Genomic DNA, 24,398 nt, shown 5'->3' with positions numbered 1-24,398 from the left:
CACGTTGGCTGCCCCGATATCAGGTTAACGCCGCCTTCCTTTGCGGCTTCTTCCCCCTGCCCCTCAAACCTTATCCATCAGATAACGATGCGCTTTCGATGCCGCACTGGCGGCTTTGAAAATATAGCGCTTATCGCTCTTCAGTGCTCTCAGCCAGGAAGCAATATAGCTTTCATGCTGAACCCCTCCAACAATCCCCAGATCCGCCATCAGGAACGCGCTTCCCAACTCGGCGATCAACTCTTCAAAGGCGTAACCTTCACTACCAAACTTCCCTTTCATTTCACGGTTAAGACGATTTTTCGCACCGCTCCAGTGAACCAGCTCATGCAGGCCGGTGGCGTAGAAATTAGCGGCATCGGAAAAAAGATGGCGTTCCGGCAACCAGACTTCATCCGTTAATGGCTTGAAAAAAGCATTCTGACCTTTCTCTATGATACGGGCACCACTGCGGTGAAATAGGTTTTCAGCCTGCGGTAACAGCTCGAACGTCTCAGTGGGGCTAACAACCTCAGTTGTCAGCGGAAGGCCGTCGATTTGTTCAACGTTAAACACGGTGAAGGTTTTCAGCATTGGGATCTGGTCGATTTCTCCGTCTTCGTTTTCCTTCTCTAAGGTTGTATAGAAAATTGCTGTCGTGCCGTGCTCGCCTTTGCGAACCTGCCCGCCTACTGCCTGTGCTTGTTTGTAGGTCATCCAGCGTGGATCACCGAAACCCTGTTCTGACGCACTGCACCACAACAGCATGATATTCATTCCGCTATACGCGATGCCGGTTGCGAAGTTGGAAGGCAAACCGGACATGCCCGGCACTCGCTGCCACGGACACGTCCAGGGCTTCACACCGGCTTCCAGCGCGGTAATGATGCTGTCGGTGATAGTCTGATAAATATCGGTTTGGGTTTTGGAAAATTTCGTTTTTGAGGAGCCTGACTGCTCCAGCGGGGATACGCTGGTCGCCGCTGCGGTGTTAGGGGCGCTAGTCTGGGTATGCTGGGAAATGGTCATGGTTTTTTCTCCGTCAGTGGTGTGATTTTCGTCTTCGTATCGCCTGACGGTTCGCTTTCCCGGCATCGTTCCGGCACGCAAGGGCGCAGAATGCGTGCCATTTACCCTTGCGGGACGGGTTGTGCTGGGAAACGATTAGCCGGAAGCTGATATGAAGAACGAAAAGCGCAGAGGAGAAAAAACTTGCCCCCGCATAGCCGGGTGTAGCGCCCCTTGGTCTGCGGCGGTGAAATGGGGTTGGGGTTGGGGTTGGGGTTGGGGTTGGGGTTGGGGTTGGGGTTGGGGTTGGGGTTGGGGTTGGGGTTGGGGTTGGGGTTGGGGTTGGGGTTGGGGTTGGGGTTGAGATTTAGAAGTTGAATTTAGCTGTATCAGTTCAGGCCTGTGTTAGCCGCGTTCTGAGGTATAACATACTCAAATCTGACATTCTGCTCTGAGCGAGAAGCAGAAGTATTGAAGGCAAAGTTCATTCTTTGTATAGCTGGTTTTTATCTCCCTAACCATTAATTAGTCATACTGATCTCTTCCCGGATCTCTGATTTACCCTAGCACCGATATTGGGAGGGGATCAGACCCCAGAAATCTCAAAAAGTGCATGGAACTAAAACTGGTGTGCTTACAGTGGAACCGGACGGGGTTGGAACTACCGGCCTCACCGACACCGGCGCGTCTTGCGACGCCCCCGCCCGGCCCACCATTGAGATGTAGCCAAGCGCACGACACAAAAAAAGCGCTAACGCGCCTTGTGTCGTCAGTGAAGTTATCCAGGGGTTCCAATCCCTGCGCCTGATTTTGCAGGCGCAGGGGATACTGCGATTGGGGATGGGCGGCAAGAGAGAATAAGGAGCACTGCTTATGCCAGATATCTGGCATACAGCAACAATGTAACATTCTGACTCATCATTATGTTACAGAATGCGCAATGTGCATTGTTTTATAAAGAAAAATCTACCATAAGCATTGTAATGCTATTCGAACGGCGTAACATAAGTTGTTGAAATATTAGTCGTCGAAAAGTCGATATAGATGAGGTGACATGTGAATATCCCGTTATTACGTTCCTATAATGCCGTTATCGAATATACGTTATCTCAGGCGAAAAAATCTAAGGCAGTGAAACGTATTGCTGGGTTTTGCCAACTTCAGGGACCAACGGGTAGCGGAAAAACCAGCTCACTCTACCGCTCTGGCTATGCCGATAACGCTCTCCCGGCGCTGGAGACGATAAAAAAATCAGGCTCTCAAGCCATTCTGGTTACCCATCGCTGGAATATTTTGCACGATATTTATGAGAAAACGGCAGTGCATAAAGACAGTAACGGGGAACCATTCACCGTCAGCGTGCTCTATGCACAAGATGAACAGATCGTTTCTGCCATCGAGGCCACCCCCTTGCCTCATGAGAATAATATTTCCGCAGACTCACTTCCCGATCCATTTGACTCCATCAATATCCTGGAAGACAGAAATTTGTTTGCCAGTCAGGATATCGCCGACAAATTGCGTAGAAATTGCAAAAATATACTGCATATTAACAAATCGCTGAAAGGATATCCGACGCGTTTTCAGACGGCCATCGCCAGTGAAAAAGAGTCATTAATCAAATCATGCGCAGCGGTGGAGATAACTCTGATTCAGAATATCAGATTACTGGAAAAAGAAGCCAAGAAACAAAAAGAAAAATATGGCGAAGAACATGAACTCACGCAGGCAGCCAGGCAACGAGTTGCAGATTTCCGTCGCCACGTCTGGGTCAGGCGCATTCTGCCCGCCATTGTCTGGCATGACGAAAAGCAACATCTGCTGATCATGACGACTCAAAAGATGGTTTCATCGTTTTACGATGGACGGCGCAAAGTAAAAATGTCCAGCAAAGAGCTGCGTAATTACATCATTTTCATCGATGAATTTGATTACCAGGCTGAGGTACTACAAGAATATCTGGCACAGGCGCAATGGGTTCAGGAGCCTCCTGAATGTTTGGGTCAGTTGCTTGATGGGGGGCGCAGATTACTGCAACGTATGCAGTATGTTGAAACGGAACCTGCACCAATGATCCGTGAACGTCTAGAAAAATTTATTAATGATCTGGATAGCGCATTAACAGAAAAACATATCGATTTAACACATGCCCGATCGCTGGTTATTCCTCTTCAGCAATATCTGGATAATAAACCCTTTGGTGAGCATTACTTATTTCGTTCCGATCAACTGGTGACTAGTGAACGGCTTATTATGCGAAAAGCGGAACACGGCTACGAAATTATCAGGCCAGACTCTCCGCTTCAGGATAGCGATCAGACTATCGACATCAGTGATTTTTTACGCTTGATGGAGAAATTCATTCGACAGTTTAGCCTGATGTTGACTGACCTGACTGCCAGTGAAGATGAAGCGTATGAATACATTAAAAAGTTAACCCGACTTCTGTTCGACCCCGTTAATGATTACAGGCCATCATACTACGGCTCAACCCTGCCCAATATGTCCCGATTTCTGTTACCGCGTACTGACCTGCCGGAACTACGGGAATTAAGGAAAAGTAATATTTTACCCAATACTCATGCCAGTATTTTTGGCTTGACCAACTGGTTGCTGAAACAGAATGTCTCAGATACGGATATCGATCCGTTACGGATACAGATCAAACGTGCCTTTCTGCCCACGACGGCAGAAGGTCTGCTGCTTTCTCTCGCCAGTCGTAATCTTGTCTTTGCACTGTCGGCTACGTCATATATTGAAAGAGCCTGCAATCACTTCGATGTCCGGTGGATTAATTCAGCGCTTCGTTATATTGCAGAATCGCGCAACCCTGCTGTTACACAAAGTTTTCTGGGAACAACTTTTGAAAAACGACCTGTCGAGTGGTTTAAAGAACCGATACCTTATGTCCAGACGGCTGATGATTTCCAGTTGCAGTATTTAGCTATTGAAGAGATCAATAATAGCAAAGAAAATATCAGAAACACACGACTGAATGCTGAGATTCAAGATTTCAATAGCATAAAGAATAGCCCGCATTGTGTTGATCTGCTCGCTTCGCTAGCCCCCGATTTTTTCCAGAATGGCGATGACCCCTCATCGGATTTCGAATCAGAATATCGAAAAAATATACTGCTAAAATTGCTTAATGTATTGGATCTTGCGGGAAAAAGGCCTCAACACCGGGGGCATCTTGCTTTCGTGAATTCCATAGCCTATTTAAGAAAATGGCTTACCACTGTAATAGCAACGCAAAGTAGAGAATGCCTCGCATGGTTAAAAATGGAACAACCCTTATCTGATGATCCTCTACTAAAAAATTTTGCTGATGTGTTTATCCCAGTGAGCATACATAATGAGCCTGCGCTGATTTGTCTGTTAACCGCAGAATGTCAGAAGAAAAAGGGCTTTAGTGATGCTTATCAGGCCGCATTTGCATCCCGGCGTATTGTCATTGTGCTGACTCAGACCGCCTCTGCGACGAATGGTGTGAATCTGGATTTCAGCCTGCCTGAATCTGGCAAAAATATGGATCTGACCTGTTTATATTTGCTGGAATCACGGCATTATTATTTTTCCGCTTTTCAGGCCAATGCAGAAAGCAATGATGATATGGCGCATGCGGGTTTCCAGTTACGCAATCTGGAAAAACTGCTCCGTGCTGGTGAAATTTCTCGTCAGCAGCATCAACGCTTCATTCTTCCTTTAATGATGAACCGAAAATATGAGATTTCCCGATTAAACGGCGAATATAAGAGAACCAGTGATTACATAAAAAATACGGCAGCTAATGTGCAGCAACAGGTCGGTCGTATTGAACGAGCCTGGTGTGAAGTCCCCAATGCTGAAATCCATCTTGATTCTGAACTGGCAAAAGACCTTTCGCGCTTTGCTTCATTGTCTGTTTATACATCGAACCGTCGTCAGCTTTCTGCGCTCAATCGCCAGTTACTGGATATTTTACGGGAACGTGATGAAAAAATGCAGGACAATTTCCTTAACCTGATAATGATACCGACACAACCGGGTAAACTGGTTTTGGATTATATCGATAAACGACTGGTTCCGGCCATACGATTGTTGCGAGAGCAATCAACACCCAGAAATGATGTTACGCAACTCTGGAGACAATTAGGTAAAGCGATACTTCAACACGATCTTGCCTGGAAACCAGGACATAATGACTTTGGTATTGATCTTGAACTGTACAAGTGGGCTTGTTTTAAAAAACCAGAATCTGCATTTAATTGTGGAGAAATCTGGTATTCCCCTCAGACTTGGCAGTTTTTCGAGGAAGCAGCAGAAGGACGGCGTAAGTACAATCCTCAGATGCTGTATCAGTATATCCAGCGTCATTCGGACATTACTGACTGGTTTAACCGTAAAGGGTACAGAACATCTTTAATGCCTTACGCTAACGATCTGGAAGAACATTACGCCTTCCACCCACTGATCGTACAACGTCTACTTATGGGGCGCTTGGGTGAAGAGGCTATTCGGGCACTACTTCATGAGCGTTATAAAATTATTACTACGACTCAGGTAAGCGACCATCGAATTTTCGAACTGTATGATTTTAGTGTAAAAAACTCAGACTACCGCATAGATGCGAAATTTTGGGGACAGGATACCCTCGACAAAGCGGATGAAGAATATCAGCAATGGCTGGCGTCTGGCACTGACCCGAATCAAACTCCTCTTGGATTAAGTAGCAAATTAGCAAAAATACGTGCGATTGAGGGAGACAACGTCAAACTTGTTATCGCTAATTTCGTGGCTCCCCATTCTGATTGTCAGTTGCTGGGATTTTCAAGTCAGTTAATTCCGATTCAGGATCTTTATCATGCAGATATTCTCATTCTCGGCGGGTGTATTACTCCCGACACAGTTTCATCAGTTACACCGGGGTTTGAAAATCTTACTACCATGATCTACCAGAATATTCATGAAAGGGCATAATTTATGATGAACTATAAAGACGAAGTAACCCGCACACTTCCCCTTTCTCATATGATTTATCGGGACAGTGAGATTGACCAGGAGAAAGCTGAAAAGCTGATTGTGTACCATTATCCATTAAGCAAAAGTTATCGCTGGAAGCAGTGGGAAAATCATATTGATAGTGAATTAGGTGATCGATATCATCCTTATCTGATGCGCACCTATAAAGAGCAATTTGGATTATTCGTTGCGGTTGATTCAGAACAGGATACTCCTCCTGTTATTAAAAATGCCGATGGCATAATCATCTCACCAGAAAGGATAAAGTACGAGTCCTCGCTTAATCCCATATGGATTCGTCTTATCATGCGTAAAATCTCTGCATTTGGTTCTCATTGCAAGGGTAGCCACTCATTAGGCCGACCGCTACTACAGACAGATGCCTGGAAAAGTAAAACCAGTTGCGGTATCAATGCCATTAGTCTGGACTGCCGAACTCAGCAAAGAAGTGATAAAGATACAACAGAAGTCGTTTTATTTTATGAAAATGTGCCACTACGACCTGTGGATATGAAAAGCGAATTTTCAACCACCTCTCAGGCACTGTGGGTGTATGACAAAAATAAAGTGCTGGTTCGCTGGAAGCCTGAAAAATCAACAAAGCAAAAATTTCAGGCTTATCAGGAAATACCTAAAAAAAAGAATAAGCGTAAGCTTCGTCCCTTTATTGATCTCTCTTCGCCTGATGCGTTAAGAAATAGTTGGCCATGGATCCTTAAACCCGTACAAAATGAATTTATTGAACAAGCCAAAATTTTTGGTTTTACATTAACCGCTGTTGTTCTCCAGTTGCGTCCACTGCCGCTTAAGACTAAATTCAAAACGACTGAGAGGGCAAAATTTCCCGGCGTACAGCTTAACGCCGAAATTAAAGTACTTGATTTACGTTTTTCGCGAAATATTCCCCCACAACAGATAGTGACGCAGATACAAAAGGTGTTGAACAAAAAGTATCCTGATGTACAACTGGAATTATTACCGGATTCAGAACCCTCATCATTTGAAAAATTGGGAAAAGATAGCTCTATATGCATACTTGTTTTGTTAGATCAGATCCGTGGTATAATTGATGACTGCTATCCGTTAACTCAGAATCTAAGAACTAAAATTGCGTGCCAGCATATCAACGTTAATCCGTTTGATCTTAGTGGTGATTCTGTTGTTGATAATTTATTGATTGAGCAGGATACTCCCGATGGGACTACCCGACTCATCCCTGCGATAGATTCTTGCTATTACGACTATACCATTCAAGATTTTGAGAAAAAGACCTGTCTTGATGCATTGGCGCGTAATGCCGAAGTTGCGTACAAAGAACTTGCGTTGAAGCATCTTTTACTTTGCAAAGAAACAAGAATCAGTACAAGCCTGACAGAGCAGAAAGACTTACTGACTCATGACCTATTGGTTATCACCGAAGGATATTTATTCACCGCTGAACAAGACCGCCCAGTAATTTTACCTTTTAATCCTTCTTGCCCGGATTTAGTTAAAGCCTGCGATGAAAGGCTGAAACTGTTTGATACCTCTGTCGAGGCTCTTCTTACTCTCTTAAATAAAAAATGGCCTTACGCTTATCGACCTGAATCAATAGCGCAAGGTTTTGGCAGCAGTGAAGATAAATTAACCAGATTTGCTCAGAGATTGACAATAATTATTCATAGAATGGAAGAAATATCCATTCTTCTTCAGGATCCGAAATACGATACCCCTAATATGATTCCTGAGAATTTAGATGCATTAATGACTGTTCTTGATACTCAAAGTCAGCAATTCTCACTAAACCACTGGCTCTTACCAGATACAGAGATACTGTCTTTTTATATAGCGCAACTTAATGAGGAAGGTGAATTATCAGATACCAATAAAAATACACTCATGCGTGAACTAGACTTGCTGTGTGAGTTGTGGAATTGTGCTTTGCGTGAGTATTATTGCAATAATGAACTTAATGTTACCTACGATATTTTAAAAAGTTATATTTTTTCCAAATGGCCAGAAAGAAAAAATGCACTCCTGGCAGGTGAGAAAAAATTGGCAAAGAAAGCCAGTTCGTCATTAATAGCGTCATGGAATAAGTTACTCTCTCGTGTTTTTGATTTACCTTTAGGTGATCCGCGAAACTGGTTGAAAAACATACCTGGCATTACACGACTCTGGCATGATCCAGAACAAAATTACGTTATCGTCGGGAGTTTGGCTCCCCTTCAACCTCAAATTCAGCGCCAGCCCAGTATTCGCCAGTGGCACCCATTACAAGGGGAACTGAATCCTGAACTTCTGGCTGGATTAGTGGATGTTGACTGGGTCAGAATGAATCAACTGGCGGGTAATCCCTGTGTAGCAACGCTTATTCGACGATGGAAAGAGTGCCAACCTCAACCGGATGATGTTCGTGAGGCTTTTTTGACCGAGTGAGATGCCAAAACATACCTCAGGAATAAATGTGGCCTGAGGTACATTTTGCATAGCAACGCAATCGCAAGAATGAAAATTATAGGCAGAGCAATAACATCAGATTTATCGATAGACTATAAAGAGATCATGAGGGACATATGCACATTCATCAGGTCGAAATTAAAAACTTCCGTCTTTTAGCTGATGCAGAGCTTGTATTGGAGGAACAGACGACAGTCATTGTTGGACGAAACAACAGCGGAAAAACATCACTCTCAGAAATAATACGCAGATTCTTAGCAGATGGTAGTGCTACTTTCCAACTTGAAGACTTTTCCAGTTCCTGTTACGACCGTTTTTGTGATGCTCTGGAAGCACTTAAGGAAGGCATGGAAGATCATCTCGTTCGAGAACTTATTCCCGCCATTGAACTTCGACTGAAATTCCAATACGACCCTGCACAACCTCAATTAGGTCCATTGAGTCCCTTTGTTATCGATTTGGATCCTGCGTGTTCTGAAGCGCAGGCAGTAGTCCGATACGAATTGAAAGATGGCCAACTGACACAATTTCTCGAAAGTCAGACTGAAATGCCACTTTCCAGAGAAGACCGCCTCGCTTTCCTCCGTATATTGCGAGAACGTATCCCTAATAATTTCTGTGTGAAAATATGGGCTGAAGATCCCAACGATCCTGATAATCGTCGCGAGTTACCACCTGGTGCATTGCGCGGTCTGGTCAAATCGGGATTTATCAACGCTCAGCGAGGACTTGATGATGTGACGTCCCGAGAATCCGATGTACTGGCTAAAACGGTTGAAAATCTTTTCGCAACGGCCTCTTCGGCATCTGCGGGAGCGGCTGATAAACAAATTGCGAATGCATTGAAAGGTGCGGTTCAGGACATTCAGACTCAAATTGACACAAATTTCGGAAACCAGCTCAACAGTCTGATTCCGGCACTAGAAACTTTTGGATACCCGGGATTGGGAGGACAGGAGTTACATACTGAAACATTGCTCGATGTTAGCAAGTTGCTATCAAACTTCACGAAAGTTCGCTATTCAGGTTATAGCGGAATCGCATTACCGGAATCATATAACGGTCTTGGTACACGTAATCTGATATTTATTCTCTTGCAATTAGCTGGTTTCTATAAAGCATTTTGTGCCGAAGTTACTGAGCCGGGTGTACACCTGATATTCATTGAAGAACCAGAAGCCCATCTGCATCCACAAATGCAGGAGGTTTTTATTCGTCAACTTGCCAAAATTGCACAACAACTGGTGGATGGCACCGAGGACAGGAGACCCTGGCCTGTACAATTTGTCGTGTCTACACACTCGTCTCACATTGCCAATGCGGCTGGTTTCGAGAGTATTCGCTATTTTCTGGGAGCTCCAGCACAGGGGACTCAGGAAGGTGTCCGACAAACCAAAATTAAAGATCTGCGTAAAGGACTGAATCATATTCCAATTGAAGATAAAAAATTCCTTCACCAATACATGACGTTGACACGTTGTGATCTGTTTTTCGCAGATAAAGCGATTCTCGTCGAGGGGTTAAGCGAGCGATTATTGCTTCCCGTCATCATCAAAAAACTAGAATCAGCCGAACCAGGGGGACCGAAGCTGTCGAGCCAGTACGCAACGGTGATGGAAGTCGGCGGTGCTTACGCTCATTTGTTCTTCGAGTTATTAGCGTTTCTTGAGCTTCAGAGTCTGATCATAACAGATCTGGACGCAGTCCTAAGATCAGGAGGTCAGGCATGTGCTGTTCATCTTGGTACATATTCCAGTAATGCTTGTTTGAAAGCATGGTTCTCTGAAGATACCCCTTTCACATTAGCTGGTTTGATTGCCAGGAGTGACGATGATAAAGCTCGTAATGGAAACCGTATTGCCTATCAATGTGCAGAAGTGACAGATGGCCCCTGCGGACGCACATTCGAAGATGCATTTATCCTTGCAAATTCGGCTCTATTCGGGCTGGTAGGGAGAAATACTCAGGAACTGGAAATAGAAGCCCGTGATAAAGCGGCTGAGTGGAAAAAATCAGAATTTGCATTGAAATACGCGATTACAGAGACAGAATGGAACGCCCCCAAATACATAGTCGATGGAATTCGCTGGTTAGCTGGCAGCAATGAGCCTATGACACAAGATCCAGTATTGGCGCAGGTTGTAGAGGCCACAACTAGCATTGAAGAAGGAGCCAGCGCTGATGTCTGAGATCCATTCGCCCGCCGAAGCTGCTAGCCAGCGAGCTTTGGAATCTATGTATGCTTGCCTCAGTGAAGGACGAAGCTTCCGGCTGGAAGCAGGCGCTGGTGCGGGTAAAACGTATTCCCTTATTAAGGCACTTCGATTCTTGATTGAGCGAAATAAGGATTTATTTGAAAAACGTAGCCAGCAAATTGCCTGCATCACCTTTACTAACGTGGCGAAGGATGAAATCGTCGCGCGAACAGATCGAAGCCCCATCGTTTTTTGTGATACCAATCATGCGTTCTGTTGGTCGTTAATTAGCAGCTTTCAAAAACCGTTGAGAGAACTGATTGAAACAATGCCAACATGGACAGAAAAGCTCGAAGAAGTTGGTGGAAGCCTTGGGAATCGTAGTGTTGAGTATAATCTTGGACATCGCTCTATTCGCGACCATCGTATAACTCTTCATCATGACGATGTTCTTTCTTTAACTATCTCACTCATGGAGCACGAAAAATTCCGTAGAGTGATTGCAGAACGCTTTCCAATTATTCTGGTCGATGAGTACCAGGACACTGATAAAAATTGGATTGAGGCAATTAAACGGCATTTTCTTGGACAAGCTAGAGCACCTTTATTTGGTTTTTTCGGCGACCATTGGCAAAAAATCTATGGTGGTGGATGTGGAAAGCTGGAACATAAGGACGTGGTTGAAATAGGTAAAGAAGCCAATTTTCGTTCGGACAAGATAATTGTTGATGCCCTCAACCGTATGAGACCTGAGCTACCGCAGTGTGTTAAAGATCCCGAAGCTACAGGTTTAGTACGCGTTTTCCATACAAACAATTGGCAAGGAGTTCGTCAAAAAGGCGTGCACTGGAGTGGTGATTTACCATTAAGTGAAGGCCAGGCTACTCTGGAACGAGTTAAAACAACGTTGGAGCAGGATGGTTGGGTCTTTTCTCCCAATCACACCAAAATTCTCATGTTGACCCATCGACTTTTAGCCAATCAGCAGGGCTATTCAAATATAGTGGCAGCGTTTAAATACAATGAATCCTTCACGAAAAAGGAACATGAACATATAGCCTTTTTTGTAGACAAACTGGAACCCGCCTGTGATGCCTTTACCGCTCGTAAGTATGGAGAGATGTTTAATGCGCTTGGCGGTATTACACCACTGTTGCGTAGGCATTCAGATAAGATGAGTTGGCACGATGTAATGACGCAACTTCTTGCTCTCCGCGAAACCGGTACAATTGGCGACGTAATTGAGTTCATCCGTGCTCAACGGAAGCCAAGACTTCCAGATAAGGTTGAAAAATTTGAGCAGGAGTTACTCCATTTTGACAGAACGGCTGATGTTGAAATGCCCCGAAGATTAAAAGAACTTGAAAAGCTGAAAAATATTCCCTATTCGGAGATCAGATCACTTCGCCGTTATCTTGATGGATATTCTCCATTCGAAACTAAACATGGTGTGAAAGGTGCTGAATTTGAGAATGTCCTGGTTGTTGTTGGGCGTGGGTGGAACCAGTATAACTTCGGAGAAATGTTGGAATTCGCTGGAGCCCAAACGATTCCAGTCGATAAGCAAGACTCATTTGAACGAAACCGAAATTTGTTTTACGTCGCTTGTTCCAGACCCAAAAAGCGTCTTGCGATCTTGTTTACCCAGGTCTTGTCACCTGCGGCACTGGCAACACTTGGAAATTGGTTTGGAACGGATAGTATTATGACGGCACCGTAATTGGTGCCTGAGTCCCTGAGAGTAGTGCTTAAATATGCCACATGTTGCGTAGTAAAAAGGTGGTCAGTTTAGTGGTCTTGACAAATTCAATTTTTTGTTTTAGCTTATCAAACAGCCAGTTAATGGCTATGGCGATCCCAGTCAGAGGAGCCAAATTCAACGCCTTGCAATTCATAAAGAACTGCGAGGCGTTTTTCTTTGTGCGGCCCAATGCCCCGTATGCCATCGCCATACTGTCATGCCCAGCTTCATCATCGTGGATGCATTAATCAGATATGAAATCAGATAGTGATTAATGTTCAGTCTAATAAACCGTGATAATCAGCCCATGTTAACTAAGCAACATTAATTATCTATTTATAATAAAAAAACCAATGTGACAATCAATCATTGTTATTTTCTTGCTGCTTATTTTATTTTCTTATTCGAATAAACTTCGATACAAAAAATAAATAAACCGTCCCAGGAATAAGGCCTGTACAGACTTATACCCCCTCCCCTATACTCGCGATAACACGCTACCAGCCAGCCGATGTTGACTATCACAATCTTATGCAAAAAGAGCGGTAAGACATCATACCTTCAGTGCCGCATATACATCAGGTAAGGAATCATAGGCAATGAATGCCAGCTAATACGTTATTTTCTACACTGCCATTAATTACCGTAATAAATCATAAGGATGAAATTACACCAGAGAACTCTGGTGCACACAGGAGGGAGTCATGAGGATATTTTTATCCACGCTGGGATCTGCCGGAGATGTTTATCCATTCATTATAATAGGTGAAGCATTAAAGAATGCCGGACTGGAAGTTTACCTTTGTACCAATCCTTATTTTGAAAAAACGGCAAAAGAAAGAGGATTGCAGTTTATCCCGGTTGGTAGCAGTGAGGAATATTTACGCGCCGTTAACTCACAGCGCTTATGGAATCAAAAATCCGCATTCAATGAAATGGTTCAGTATATGAATGCCCAACAACAAGCCGCTTATGATGCGCTGGAACCGTGGGTCGACAGCACCTCGGTCATCCTCACCTCGCTCTGGTCGTTCTCCGCCAAAATGTTCAGCGAAACGCGCGGCTGCTGTGTTATCCCGGTGCGCGTCACGCCATCAACATTTATCTCCAGTTACGATCCTCCCTATCACCGCCAACTGGCCTGGGGACGTCGGTTACCGATTAGCCTGCGCCGTCTGTTTTTGCATCTCGCCGAGAAATACCTGGTTGACAGAACACTGGCGCCTTTTATCAATAGCTTCAGAAATCAACTGCGATTACCGAAAATCGAACGGGTACTGACCTCCTGGGCACATCGTACGGACTCGACGTTACTGTGTCTGTTTCCGGAATGGTTTGCCTCACCCTTGCCAGACTGGCCGCCACATATCCGCCAGGTAGGGTTTCCATTGTTTAACCTGCTGGATAACCACGAGGATGACTCTCTGGCGCGGTTTATTGCACAGGGGCCTACCATAATGTTTATGCCGAGTTGGGCACTCAGTAGCAAACAGGCATTGATGGTTTCTCTGGTAAAAAAAATCCGCCGACGTGGTTATCAATGCTTAATCGTTGGCAAACCCAATGATGACTTAGCAAACGATACCGGTATTCGTATCGAGCCCCATATCAATCTGAACCGCTATTTGCATCAGTGTGCCGCGATTATCCATCACGGCGGTATTGGTACGATGGCGCAATCCTTCGCCGCCGGTATTCCTCAATTGGTGATCCCCAGTGCCTTCGATCAATTCGACAACGCGCGTCGGGTGACGGCCATGAAGTGTGGTGCCTGGCTTAAAGACGACGATATCGGCAGGTTCGAAGATACGTTATGCCAGCTACTGGACGACCCCGAGATCGCCGCAAATTGTCAGCGCATTCGCCAGCAGTGCCTTCCCGGGCCGGTTATCGGTGAGCAAATTGTCACAACGGTATGCGATGCCTATGCCAGGCATACCGCAAAGTCCCATTCATCCCCAGGTTAATCCCTCTTCGGGTCATGCTCTACTGATACACCTTCGGACTTACACCTTATCAGGCGAAGACATCACAAATCGGTAACATTTCTGATGATTTTCCGTGTATTGCATGCCGTCGCCGCTACACTGAAAACGGCATGGTGTTCAGAGGTAAAGTGGCACGCGGCATGCATTACAGAGACACAATCACAACGGTACGTAAAGACAACAACATCAATCCGGTTACAAGGGGGTTTTATGGCATCGGGAAAATGGCTGCTACCGTTAAGTCTGACGGCGTTACTGGTCAGCGGTGCAGTCCACGCAGTTTCCATACCGGCTGTGGAAGCGAAAAACGGTATGGTGGTCACCTCACAGCACCTCGCATCACAAGTCGGTGTCGATATTCTGAAAATGGGGGGAAACGCCATTGATGCGGCGGTAGCGGTCGGCTACGCACAGGCTGTCGTCAATCCTTGCTGCGGCAACATCGGCGGTGGTGGGTTTATGACAATCCATCTGGCGGATGGTCAGGATACGTTTATCAACTTCCGTGAAACGGCACCTGCCGCTGCGTCCGCTAATATGTATCTGGATGCGAACGGCAACGTTAAAAAGGATGCCAGTCTGTATGGCTATCTGGCAGCGGGTGTTCCCGGTACGGTACTGGGGCTGGAAACGGCCCGCGAAAAATACGGCAAGCTGACTCGTGCGCAGGTCATGGCACCGGCTATCAAGCTGGCACGAGAGGGCTTTATTTTGACTCGCGGCGATACCGACATCCTTGACACGACCGTCAAACGGTTTAAGCAAGACCCCGAGTCCGCACGCATTTTTCTGCGCCCGGACGGCTCCGCCTTACAACCAGGCGACCGACTGATACAGACTGATTTAGCCAACACATTACAGGCGATATCCGATAAAGGCCCTGATGCGTTCTACCATGGCACCCTTCCTCAGGTTATCGAGGAGGCTGCCAAAAAAGGCGGCGGTATCCTGACGGCTGCCGATTTCGCCGACTACCGGGTGACGGAAACCAAACCCATCACCTGTAGCTATCGCGGTTATCAGTTCATCTCATCACCACCGCCCAGCTCCGGTGGGATCACGATGTGTGAAACGCTCAATATTCTCGAAGGTTACGACCTTAAGAGTATGGGATTTAACTCGGCGCAAGCTATCCATGTGATGACCGAAGCCATGCGACACGCTTACATGGACCGCAACACCTATCTGGGCGACCCGGCATTCGTTAAAAACCCTACGGAGCGACTGTTGAGCAAAGACTATGCTGCTCAAATCCGCAAAAAAATCGACGAGACCAACGCCACGCCGTCTGAACAGGTCAAACCCGGCATGGAGCCGCATGAAAAACCGGAAACCACCCATTACTCGATCGTCGATAATCTGGGGAATGCCGTCTCTACCACTTATACGGTGAACGGTCGCTTCGGTGCGGTCGTTATCGCTCCCGGCACTGGTTTCTTCCTGAACGACGAGATGGATGACTTTACCGTCAAGGTCGGTGAGAAGAACCTGTATGGTCTGGTACAAGGAGAACGCAACGCCATTGCACCGGGTAAACGCCCGCTGTCATCAATGAGCCCGTCACTGGTGACTAAAGACGGCAAAATCTTCCTGGTACTGGGTTCGCCGGGTGGGTCACGGATTATCAGCATTACGCTGCAAAGCGCGCTGAATATTCTCGATTTCAGCATGCTGCCGCAAGAAGCGGTGGATGCACCACGCATCCACCACCAGTGGTTACCCGATGAGGTGTACTACGAACAACGCGGCCTGTCTGCCGATACCCTCAAGCTGCTAAAAGAACGCGGCTATAAGATGGTGGAACAGACCCCCTGGGGTGCCACCGAGCTTATCATGGTCGGTCTGCCCGGTGTGGAAGGGGTCATCCCCGCTAACTCCGGCAACGACTCAGCCGTGTCTGGCAAAGTCCGTGAAGGGTATCTGTACGGCGCCAACGATTCACGCCGACCCGCCGGCGCCGCTATCGGTTACTGATAACCCGGTAACCACGCTTGTTCTGCAGCCCGTTCTACACTACGGGTGTCCGGTACCGAACCGGGTGCCCGCTCCGAGAGTCGAAATACCCCTACTGCCTGCACCAATTCTTCCGCCTGACCACTCAAACTTCCCGCGGCCGCCGCCATCTCTTCGACCAGAGCCGCGTTTTGTTGGGTAGTGCGTTCCATGCTCACGACAGCATCGCCAATCTGCGATACACCACTACTTTGTTCATGGCTGGCTGAACTGATCTCACCCATAATATCGGTCACCCGGCGGATACTATTGACCACATCATGCATGGTACTACCGGCTTTATCAGCCAGCGTACTGCCGTTTTCGATGCGCTCGACACTGCTGGAAATCAGTGCCTTGATCTCACGGGCTGACTCTGCGCTACGCTGCGCCAGCGCCCGTACCTCACCCGCCACCACCGAGAACCCACGACCTTGCTCTCCGGCACGGGCCGCTTCCACCGCCGCATTCAGCGCCAGGATGTTGGTTTGAAACGCGATACCATCGATCACGCTGATGATGTCGGCGATACGGTGGGCGCTATCATTGATCTCCCTCATGGTCTCTACCACCTGAGTGACCACGCTTCCGCCCTGCTCCGCCACCTGACTGGCCGTCTGGGCCAGTTGATTTGCCTGACGGGCGTTATCCGCATTCTGTTTCACCGTTGCGGATAACTGCTCCATTGACGCGGCCGTCTGCTCCAGTGCGCTAGCCTGGGATTCCGTACGTGCGGACAAGTCATGGTTGCCGTGCGCTATTTCACCGCTGGCCATCCTCACCGATTCAGCGCCATGACGTACCTGCGTGACAATACGCCCCAGACTTTCCTGCATATGCGACAACGTATTGAGTACGACAGTAATTTCATCACGCCCACGGACGGTGATCGGATAGGTTAAATCGCCATTCGCAACTGCTTCGGCGGCCGATTGTGCCTGCAGCAGGCTGCGGACGATGCCACGCACCATCAACCAGCCAAATATCACCGCGCCGCTAATACCGGCCAGCACCGCCAGAATAGCCAGCGTTTTTAACCACTGGTAGCGCTGCACAGATTGGGTGTATTCCTCTTTAGCCACATCAACCTGCAACGTCACCAGTTGGCTGAGTACGGCATGACTTTGTTTTTCCATCGGACTGACGTTGTTGTCGTAGAGACGAATTGCCTGTTCCATTTGTCCGGCACGGATTGCCGAGTCGGTAGGCTGTATCCCTTCGCGGTTATAGCGTTGCAAATTCTCAGCAAACTGATCCGCCAGACGCGTTTCATCCGGTGTCAAATATGTCGCACGGTACTCACGCCACACCTGATCGATCCGGGTCGTATTCTGATTGAGCTCATCAACGCGTTGCTGTTTATTCGCCGCATTCGGTAATAACAGCATATCCATCAGCAATATCCGGTTACGCTGCATCAGCCATTCCATCTTTTCCAGTTGGGCCAGTACCACCGTGCGGTCTTCATACACGGTCTTAAGCGATTGATTGGCTTTTTCTGCGGTAAACATGCCAATAGCCCCCATGATCAGGATGCCCAACGATAGCATCCCGGTGAAACTCCATAATCGTGTCGAAATTTTCATTGTTGCAAAGCCTGTGCTGTGTAATGTCGTCTGTTGTTATGTCTTCATTGACCATAATTGACCATACGGCTATCCCGTACTTATCAGGTCTGGGGAATGTTTTCCTGCGAGATGACGCGAAAACAAGGGATGAACTATATATAAAACCTTGTAATGACAGAAGGTTATCAATTTTCGCACCCGGCTGATAAAATAGAATGGAATGGCGTTTCACAAGCAGAATTGCATAGCTATTACCGCTTTTCAGCACGGTAAATGTTACTTATGTTATTGAAGGCCGCCATTTATAAAAAACGTCGGAAATTATTTTTTATAGTGATCGGCAATTAAAAAGAAACGCTTATGATTGATAGCCACCCTTATGGCACCTGTTCGGAGAAAGGAATTCATGTCGCATACCCTGTTACTGCCCCCACCGTTGCGTCCAGGTGACACCATCGGTTTTTTCTCTCCTTCTTCGCCGGCAACGCACTTCGCGCCGACCCGTTTTGAGCGGGCGAAAGCCTTTCTCCAACAGCACGGTTACCGCCTGCGTGCCGGTTCGCTAACCGGTAAAAGCGATTACTACCGTTCCGGCAGTATTGCCGCTCGTGCTGACGAACTGAATACGCTGATTCGCGATCCGGCGGTACGCTGCATCATGTCGACTATCGGAGGTAACAACAGCAACGCACTGCTGCCCTATCTCGACTATGACGCACTGCGCCGGGACCCAAAAATCATCATCGGTTACTCCGATGTGACTGCGTTATTATTGGGTATTTATGCCCGTACCGGATTGGTGACGTTTTACGGCCCTGCACTGGTGGCCTCGTTCGGCGAATTCCCACCGTTAGTAAACGAGACCTTTTCCAGTTTCGTTGCACTGACCGGTACAGCGCAGCCCAGCCAAACATACACTCCGCCATCACACTGGACCGACGAACGGGTGGACTGGAACCAGCAGTCACGAGCCAAAACCACCCGGCCCAATCAGTGGCGTTTTGAGGGGAACGGTTCGTATCAGGGGCGGCTTATCGGTGGCAATCTCAACACCATGGCCGGGATCTGGGGCAGTTCGTTTATGCCGAAAATTAATGAGGGCGACATTCTGCTGCTGGAAGACTCGCTGAAAGACATCGCCACCGTAGAGCGCGCCTTTGCGCACCTGAAACTCTGCGGCGTGTTTGACCGGGTCGCCGCAGTGATCTTAGGTAAACACGAATTGTTCGATGACAAGGGCAGCGGCCGTGATTCGTTAGCCGTATTGCGCGAGGTGCTCAATGGACAACCACTGCCGGTACTGGCGAATTTTGACTGCTGCCATACCCACCCGATGTTAACAATGCCACTCGGGGTACAGGTCAGCGTTGATTTCGACGCAGGCCAGGTCAGGCTGTGTGAACCCTGGCTGCATCAGCCTTGATCCATCGATAAACACGCGGTGAAGCTGGTGAGAAAATCCGTTAGCCATTCCGGCTGAGTGCCGGGTCGGTGCGCCAGATAATAGGCTGCCCCTGTCCTTACCGTGCCGCTGAAGGGCATCACCAACCGCTGGCGGCGGAGATCTTCCGCTACCAGCGTCACATCGGCAATCGCAATCCCAAACCCTTGAATCGCGGCACTGATCGCTAAATCCATCGTATCGAACTGCTGATGGCGACGCATCATCTGCTCGCTGATGCCCTGCGTTTTTAGCCACAATTTCCAGTCGCGCTGATCCTGGGTGGGATGCAGTAACGTCAGCCGGGACAGTTGTTCCGGCATCAGTGTCGTCTGCCCGGCGGACAACAAGTGTGGTGCCAGCACTGGCGAGAGTACCTCGTCGAACAGTTTGCCGTCGTGTTGCACTGGCGCGGTATGTGGCGCAAACACCACCGCCACATCGAAGTCCTCATGGCGAAAATCGACCCCGTGTTCAGTGGTGGTGGTCAAGGCAACATGAATATCCGGCCGCGACTGCTCCAGCAGCATCAGGTGCGACACCAGCCAGCGCATGGCGCAGGTCGGCGCTTTCATGCGGATAGAGCGCCCTTCACGCACCTGATCGGTGACCCGAAACAGTTGCTCGAACACCTCACGGACTTCTGGCAGTAACTGGTTGCCCTGCGGGGTGAGCCGCAAGCCGCGCGCATGGCGCTGAAACAGTGCAAACCCCAGCCACGCTTCCAGTGAAGCGATTTGGCGGCTTACCGCTCCCTGGGTCACAAACAGTTCCTCTGCCGCCCGGGTGAAATTGAGATGGCGAGCGGTGACCACAAACGCGTGTAGTGCATTGAGCGGTGGAATACGTTTATTCATGTTCAGCAATGCCCTTTAACCGGTAGCCATAAGTAAATTGATTACATAACTATGCAAAAAGAACGGCACTACCATTGCCCTATTCATCCTGCATTACTGGCACTAATGGCCGCTTATTTCATCAGACATGCGGCTTGTCATCACAGCCACTTATCGCTGAAAGAGGATGATATCCCCCAGAATGGTCTCAAGCCATGCGTTTTTCTCATAGCTATTATGACAACAATTCGATTGTGGTACTACTACCGGCAACGTCTAATGCATGAATAGTTATTCATTTATTACGTTTTAACGTACTGCGTATTAACGGCAACCCACGGAGATCACGTATGCCGATTCACACCCCGGTGCGCTTCAGTTCCAAATTGCCGGATGTAGGAACCACCATCTTCACCGTCATTGGCCAGTTATCCAGCCAGCATAACGCCATCAACCTGTCACAAGGCGCACCCAGTTTTCCCTGCTCTCCCGAGTTGATCGCCGGGGTGACGCGCGCCATGACCGCAGGCCATAACCAGTACGCATCGATGTCTGGGCTGGTATCGCTCAAAGAGGTCGTGGCAGAAAAAGTGCGGCGCTTGTACGGCCAGCATTATGACGCCGGGCAAGAAGTAACCATCACCGCCAGCGCCAGCGAAGGGCTCTACTCCGCTATTTCTGCGTTGGTACACCCGGGCGATGAGGTCATTTATTTCGAACCCTCCTTTGACAGCTACGCGCCAATTGTGCGGCTGCAAGGCGCGACACCGGTTGCACTGAAACTGGCGTTACCGGGTTTTAGCATTGATTGGGATGAAGTGCAGGCGGCTATCACGTCACGCACCCGCATGATTATCATCAACTCGCCCCATAACCCGAGTGGTCAGGTGCTGAGTGCCGGTGATCTGGCGCAACTGGCACGCCTGACGCGCAACACCGATATCGTGATCCTGTCTGATGAAGTCTACGAACACGTAGTCTTTGACGGACAACAACACCACAGCATGGCAACCCACAGCGAGCTGGCGGCGCGCAGTGTGATTGTCTCATCGTTTGGCAAGACGTTTCACGTCACCGGCTGGCGCGTCGGTTACTGTCTGGCCCCGGCAGCGCTGATGGATGAGATCCTCAAAATCCACCAGTTTATGATGTTCTCCGCCGACACACCGATGCAGTATGCCTTTGCCGAGTACATGGCGGACCCCACTACTTATCTGTCGTTGGGGCAGTTCTATCAACAAAAACGCGATCTGCTCACGCAAGCGTTGCAGGATAGTCCCTTTGAGCTGCTGCCTTCCGCTGGTTCCTTCTTCATGCTGGCCAGCTTCGCGCATTTCAGCGATGAGAGCGACAGCGATATCGTCAAACGACTGATTGTCGAGCACGGCGTGGCGACTATTCCGCTCTCGGCGTTTTACACCGATGGTACGGATAATAAATTAATTCGTCTTTCCTTCTCTAAAGATGACGCTACGCTACTGGCGGGCGCAAAAGCCTTGTGTCAGGTAACAGGCTCACGCCGTTAATCGGCCATAACGTACCAGCCGTGCGCCATGCTGTGTGCAATACAGCTGTATGGAACAACGGTGTGATGAAAAGAGAGACAGCAGTACCTGACTGGCACCTGAAGATTACTGCTGTTTGATGATGGCGATTTAAATATTACTTATTGATAATACTACTGATTGATGATTCACCGGAGATCGTTCCCACTATGAAAAAACTAAGCATACTGATGTTGTCACTGGGGTTGTTGTCTTCTTCCGTTGCACTGGCGCAAACTGAATTGCGTTTCGGTCTGGAAGCGGAATACCCACCGTTTGAGAGTAAAAACGCCAAAGGGCAACTGGAAGGGTTCGATATCGATCTGGGCAACGCCATTTGTAAAGCCGGTCACTTTTCGTGCAGTTGGGTAGAAACCTCCTTTGATGCCCTGATCCCGGCACTGCAGGCCAAGAAATTTGACGCTATCAACTCCGCCATGAACATCACGGAAAAACGTAAAGAAGCGATCGACTTCACCCAGCCTATCTACCGTATTCCGACACAATTAGTCGGCAAACCCAATACCGGTCTGGCCCCGACAGCCGAAGCGCTGAAAGGCAAAAATATCGGTGTGTTGCAGGGTTCGATTCAGGAAGTGTACGCCAAGGCGCATTGGGAGCCGAAAGGCGTGACAGTGACAAGCTATAAAGATCAAAACCTGGCATACGACGATCTGGCAGCAGGCCGTCTGGATGGTACGCTGGTGATGGCAGCAGCAGGCCAGTCCGGTTTCCTGGATAAACCGGAAGGCAAAGGCTTCGCCTTTATCGGCGGGCCGGTAGAAGACACCTCGATTCTGGGCAGCGGCATCGGTTTTGGCCTGCGTAAAGGTGATGAGGCCTTGAAAGCCGAACTGGACAAGGCTATCAAACAAGTGAAAGACGACGGCACCGTCGAGAAACTGGCAAAACAATACTTCCCCGGTTTCGACGTACGAGTGCAATAACGGTTGTTATCACCGACTCATGCACTGAAAGACAGCTATAACATGACAAAGCCCGCATCCGATGATGCGGGCTTTGTGGCATTTAAAGACGATAAACCGCGCTCATGGACCGCTATTACGGTGCCTAATATCTTCAGAGTAAAGTACAAAAACGCCAATATCCTCACGCAATAGTCCACACGACTCAATGGCAATTTTCCCCCCACGCTCTATGCTATGACGAGTCAGGGAAAACGATGACGCGATGCGCGCCGACGTTATCCTGGTGATTTTTTTCACACAAAAAGGACAACACCATGAATCAAATCAAATTGTTAGGTATTGGTGGCAGCCTGCGTAAAGCCTCTGCCAACCGGGGATTGTTGCGTGCCGCGCAGTCGGTACTGCCCGCTTATGCCACGCTGGAAATTGCCGACCTTCTGGATGTACCGTTTTATAACGCTGATTTGACTGAGGTACCGGAATCCGTGCAGCGCATCGCCCGTCAGGCCAGTGAGGCGGATGGCTTTGTGTTTGCCTGTACCGAATACAACTATTCTATGGCACCGGCGCTGAAAAATATTCTGGACTGGTTATCCCGCCTGCCGGATACCACCATTCTGAGCGGTAAACCGGCAGCATTAATGGGCGCAGGCGGCGGTATGGGTACCTCGCGGGCGCAGTATCATTTGCGCCAGAGTTGCGTCTATCTGAATGTTCATGTGCTGAACAAGCCGGAAGTTTTCGCTAACGCCTTTGCTGGTGGCTTTGACGATCAGGGCAACCTGAAAGATGAAAACATTACCGTTCTGATTGCCGAGCAAATGAATGCGCTTGTCGATGAGATTGGACTCAGAAGATAACACATCCTTTCATCAGGCTACCGCCCACTGTCGGGCGGCAGTCGCTTATGCCGCCACCGTTCCCACTTTCATCATCGCTTCGCTAGCCACCGTCAGTGCCGGGTGACGACAAAACCGTACCACTTCGCCGACCACTAATAAGCTGGGCGATTGCGGCTGATAACGCGCCATCAGTGCGGGCAAGGTCGCAAGCGTCGCAGTCATCACGCGTTGCTCCGGCTGTGTGCCGCGTTCAATAATCGCCAGCGGTGTACTGGCAGGCAGGCCGTGTGCTATTAACTTCTGGCACAGGCGGCTGGCATGACTCAACCCCATATAAAACACCAGTGTTTGCTGGCCTGCCCCCAGGGTTTCCCAGTCCAGTTGCGGCTCGCCGTCGCGAGCATGACCGGTAATAAACCGTACCGATTGAGCACAATCCCGGTGCGTCAGCGGCAACCCCACCGCCGCCGCACAGCCGGTCGCAGCAGTAATCCCCGGTACAACATGGCAACGCACACCCTGTTGATGCAGGTAATCCATTTCCTCACCGCCACGCCCGAAAATAAACGGATCGCCGCCTTTTAAGCGCACGACACGCTGCCCGGCTTGCGCCAACTCCATCAACAGCTGATTGATTTGCGGTTGCGGCAGTGCGTGGTTGCCCTGCTGTTTACCGACATCAATGCGCAAGGTGTCACGCGCTACTAACGCCATAATATCGGCCGAAACCAGCCGGTCATGCACGACCACATCTGCCTGCTGAATCACTCGCAGCGCCTTGATAGTCAATAATTCGGCATCGCCCGGACCGGCACCCACCAGCCAGACATCGCCTGCCAGCAACGGCTGGCGTTGATGGCCCTGCGCCATCAGCGTATTCAGAGTAAGGTTCATA

16 protein-coding genes are annotated in these 24,398 nt (G+C 48.6%); 11 read left to right on the top strand and 5 right to left on the bottom strand.

What is annotated here, in order from left to right; all coding sequences use genetic code 11:
• Positions 1 to 63: 63 nt before the first annotated feature.
• Positions 64 to 1,008 carry an ArdC family protein gene (locus tag FGI04_RS05095; protein ID WP_407336385.1) on the bottom strand — a complete coding sequence of 315 codons (945 nt, stop codon included), beginning with the start codon at positions 1,006 to 1,008 and terminating at the stop codon, positions 64 to 66.
• Between the two features lie 213 nt (positions 1,009 to 1,221).
• Here FGI04_RS05095 and FGI04_RS05090 point away from each other — a divergent pair, with 213 nt between their 5' ends.
• The 5 genes from FGI04_RS05090 to FGI04_RS05070 all read left to right on the top strand — a co-directional run bounded on the left by FGI04_RS05090 (position 1,222) and on the right by FGI04_RS05070 (position 12,342).
• A complete protein-coding gene (locus FGI04_RS05090; protein ID WP_434964881.1) occupies positions 1,222 to 1,365 on the top strand; it encodes a hypothetical protein in 144 nt (47 codons plus the stop codon).
• A gap of 678 nt (positions 1,366 to 2,043) precedes the next feature.
• Entirely contained in the window at positions 2,044 to 5,946 is a 3,903-nt protein-coding gene (locus FGI04_RS05085; protein ID WP_342698821.1) for a hypothetical protein, read from the top strand.
• 3 nt (positions 5,947 to 5,949) lie between these two features.
• Positions 5,950 to 8,406, top strand: a complete 2,457-nt coding sequence (locus FGI04_RS05080; protein WP_407273225.1) for a hypothetical protein — start codon at positions 5,950 to 5,952, stop codon at positions 8,404 to 8,406.
• 137 nt (positions 8,407 to 8,543) lie between these two features.
• Positions 8,544 to 10,616, top strand: coding sequence for an ATP-dependent nuclease (locus tag FGI04_RS05075; RefSeq protein ID WP_342698819.1), 2,073 nt, complete (start codon positions 8,544 to 8,546; stop codon positions 10,614 to 10,616).
• On the top strand, positions 10,609 to 12,342 hold the full coding sequence (locus FGI04_RS05070) for a UvrD-helicase domain-containing protein (RefSeq protein WP_342698818.1): 1,734 nt from the start codon (positions 10,609 to 10,611) through the stop codon (positions 12,340 to 12,342). Before FGI04_RS05075 ends, FGI04_RS05070 begins: the two co-directional genes overlap by 8 nt.
• Before the next feature lie 28 nt (positions 12,343 to 12,370).
• On the opposite strand, the gene FGI04_RS05065 is transcribed toward FGI04_RS05070, so the two are convergent.
• The gene (locus tag FGI04_RS05065; protein WP_407336383.1) at positions 12,371 to 12,574 is read right to left on the bottom strand and encodes a hypothetical protein; all 204 of its coding nucleotides are present in this window, start codon (positions 12,572 to 12,574) and stop codon (positions 12,371 to 12,373) included.
• 493 nt (positions 12,575 to 13,067) lie between these two features.
• On the opposite strand from FGI04_RS05065, the gene FGI04_RS05060 reads away from it, so the two are divergent.
• The gene (locus FGI04_RS05060) at positions 13,068 to 14,330 is read left to right on the top strand and encodes a glycosyltransferase (RefSeq protein WP_407321562.1); all 1,263 of its coding nucleotides are present in this window, start codon (positions 13,068 to 13,070) and stop codon (positions 14,328 to 14,330) included.
• Positions 14,331 to 14,561: 231 nt separating this feature from the next.
• Positions 14,562 to 16,325: a gamma-glutamyltransferase gene (gene ggt, locus FGI04_RS05055; protein WP_342701256.1), complete on the top strand. Its 1,764-nt coding sequence runs from the start codon at positions 14,562 to 14,564 to the stop codon at positions 16,323 to 16,325.
• On the opposite strand, the gene FGI04_RS05050 is transcribed toward ggt, so the two are convergent.
• Entirely contained in the window at positions 16,319 to 17,929 is a 1,611-nt protein-coding gene (locus tag FGI04_RS05050; RefSeq protein WP_407336382.1) for a methyl-accepting chemotaxis protein, read from the bottom strand. The two genes, ggt and FGI04_RS05050, sit on opposite strands and share 7 nt — an antisense overlap.
• A gap of 388 nt (positions 17,930 to 18,317) precedes the next feature.
• Between FGI04_RS05050 and FGI04_RS05045 the strand changes: the two genes are divergently transcribed.
• Complete coding sequence (locus tag FGI04_RS05045; protein ID WP_407336381.1) at positions 18,318 to 19,334, top strand: S66 family peptidase; 1,017 nt, start codon at positions 18,318 to 18,320, stop codon at positions 19,332 to 19,334.
• Here FGI04_RS05045 and FGI04_RS05040 read toward each other — a convergent pair.
• A complete protein-coding gene (locus FGI04_RS05040) occupies positions 19,325 to 20,209 on the bottom strand; it encodes a LysR family transcriptional regulator (RefSeq protein ID WP_407336380.1) in 885 nt (294 codons plus the stop codon). The genes FGI04_RS05045 and FGI04_RS05040 overlap by 10 nt on opposite strands.
• A 329-nt stretch (positions 20,210 to 20,538) precedes the next feature.
• Between FGI04_RS05040 and FGI04_RS05035 the strand changes: the two genes are divergently transcribed.
• The 3 genes from FGI04_RS05035 to FGI04_RS05025 all read left to right on the top strand — a co-directional run bounded on the left by FGI04_RS05035 (position 20,539) and on the right by FGI04_RS05025 (position 23,521).
• Positions 20,539 to 21,714, top strand: a complete 1,176-nt coding sequence (locus tag FGI04_RS05035) for a pyridoxal phosphate-dependent aminotransferase (RefSeq protein ID WP_342701260.1) — start codon at positions 20,539 to 20,541, stop codon at positions 21,712 to 21,714.
• Positions 21,715 to 21,902: 188 nt separating this feature from the next.
• A complete protein-coding gene (locus FGI04_RS05030; protein WP_342701261.1) occupies positions 21,903 to 22,679 on the top strand; it encodes a transporter substrate-binding domain-containing protein in 777 nt (258 codons plus the stop codon).
• 296 nt (positions 22,680 to 22,975) lie between these two features.
• Positions 22,976 to 23,521 carry an NADPH-dependent FMN reductase gene (locus FGI04_RS05025; RefSeq protein WP_342701264.1) on the top strand — a complete coding sequence of 182 codons (546 nt, stop codon included), beginning with the start codon at positions 22,976 to 22,978 and terminating at the stop codon, positions 23,519 to 23,521.
• 45 nt (positions 23,522 to 23,566) lie between these two features.
• Here the strand turns inward: FGI04_RS05025 and cobA are convergent, their stop codons facing one another.
• Positions 23,567 to 24,397: a uroporphyrinogen-III C-methyltransferase gene (cobA, locus tag FGI04_RS05020; protein ID WP_038916503.1), complete on the bottom strand. Its 831-nt coding sequence runs from the start codon at positions 24,395 to 24,397 to the stop codon at positions 23,567 to 23,569.
• Position 24,398 lies beyond the last annotated feature (1 nt).

This window comes from Dickeya ananatis (genome assembly GCF_019464615.1).
In the GTDB taxonomy this organism is placed as follows: Bacteria; Pseudomonadota; Gammaproteobacteria; order Enterobacterales; family Enterobacteriaceae; genus Dickeya; species Dickeya oryzae.
The sequence above is the reverse complement of the archived record's forward strand: the minus strand, read 5'-3'. Positions and strand labels throughout refer to the sequence as shown.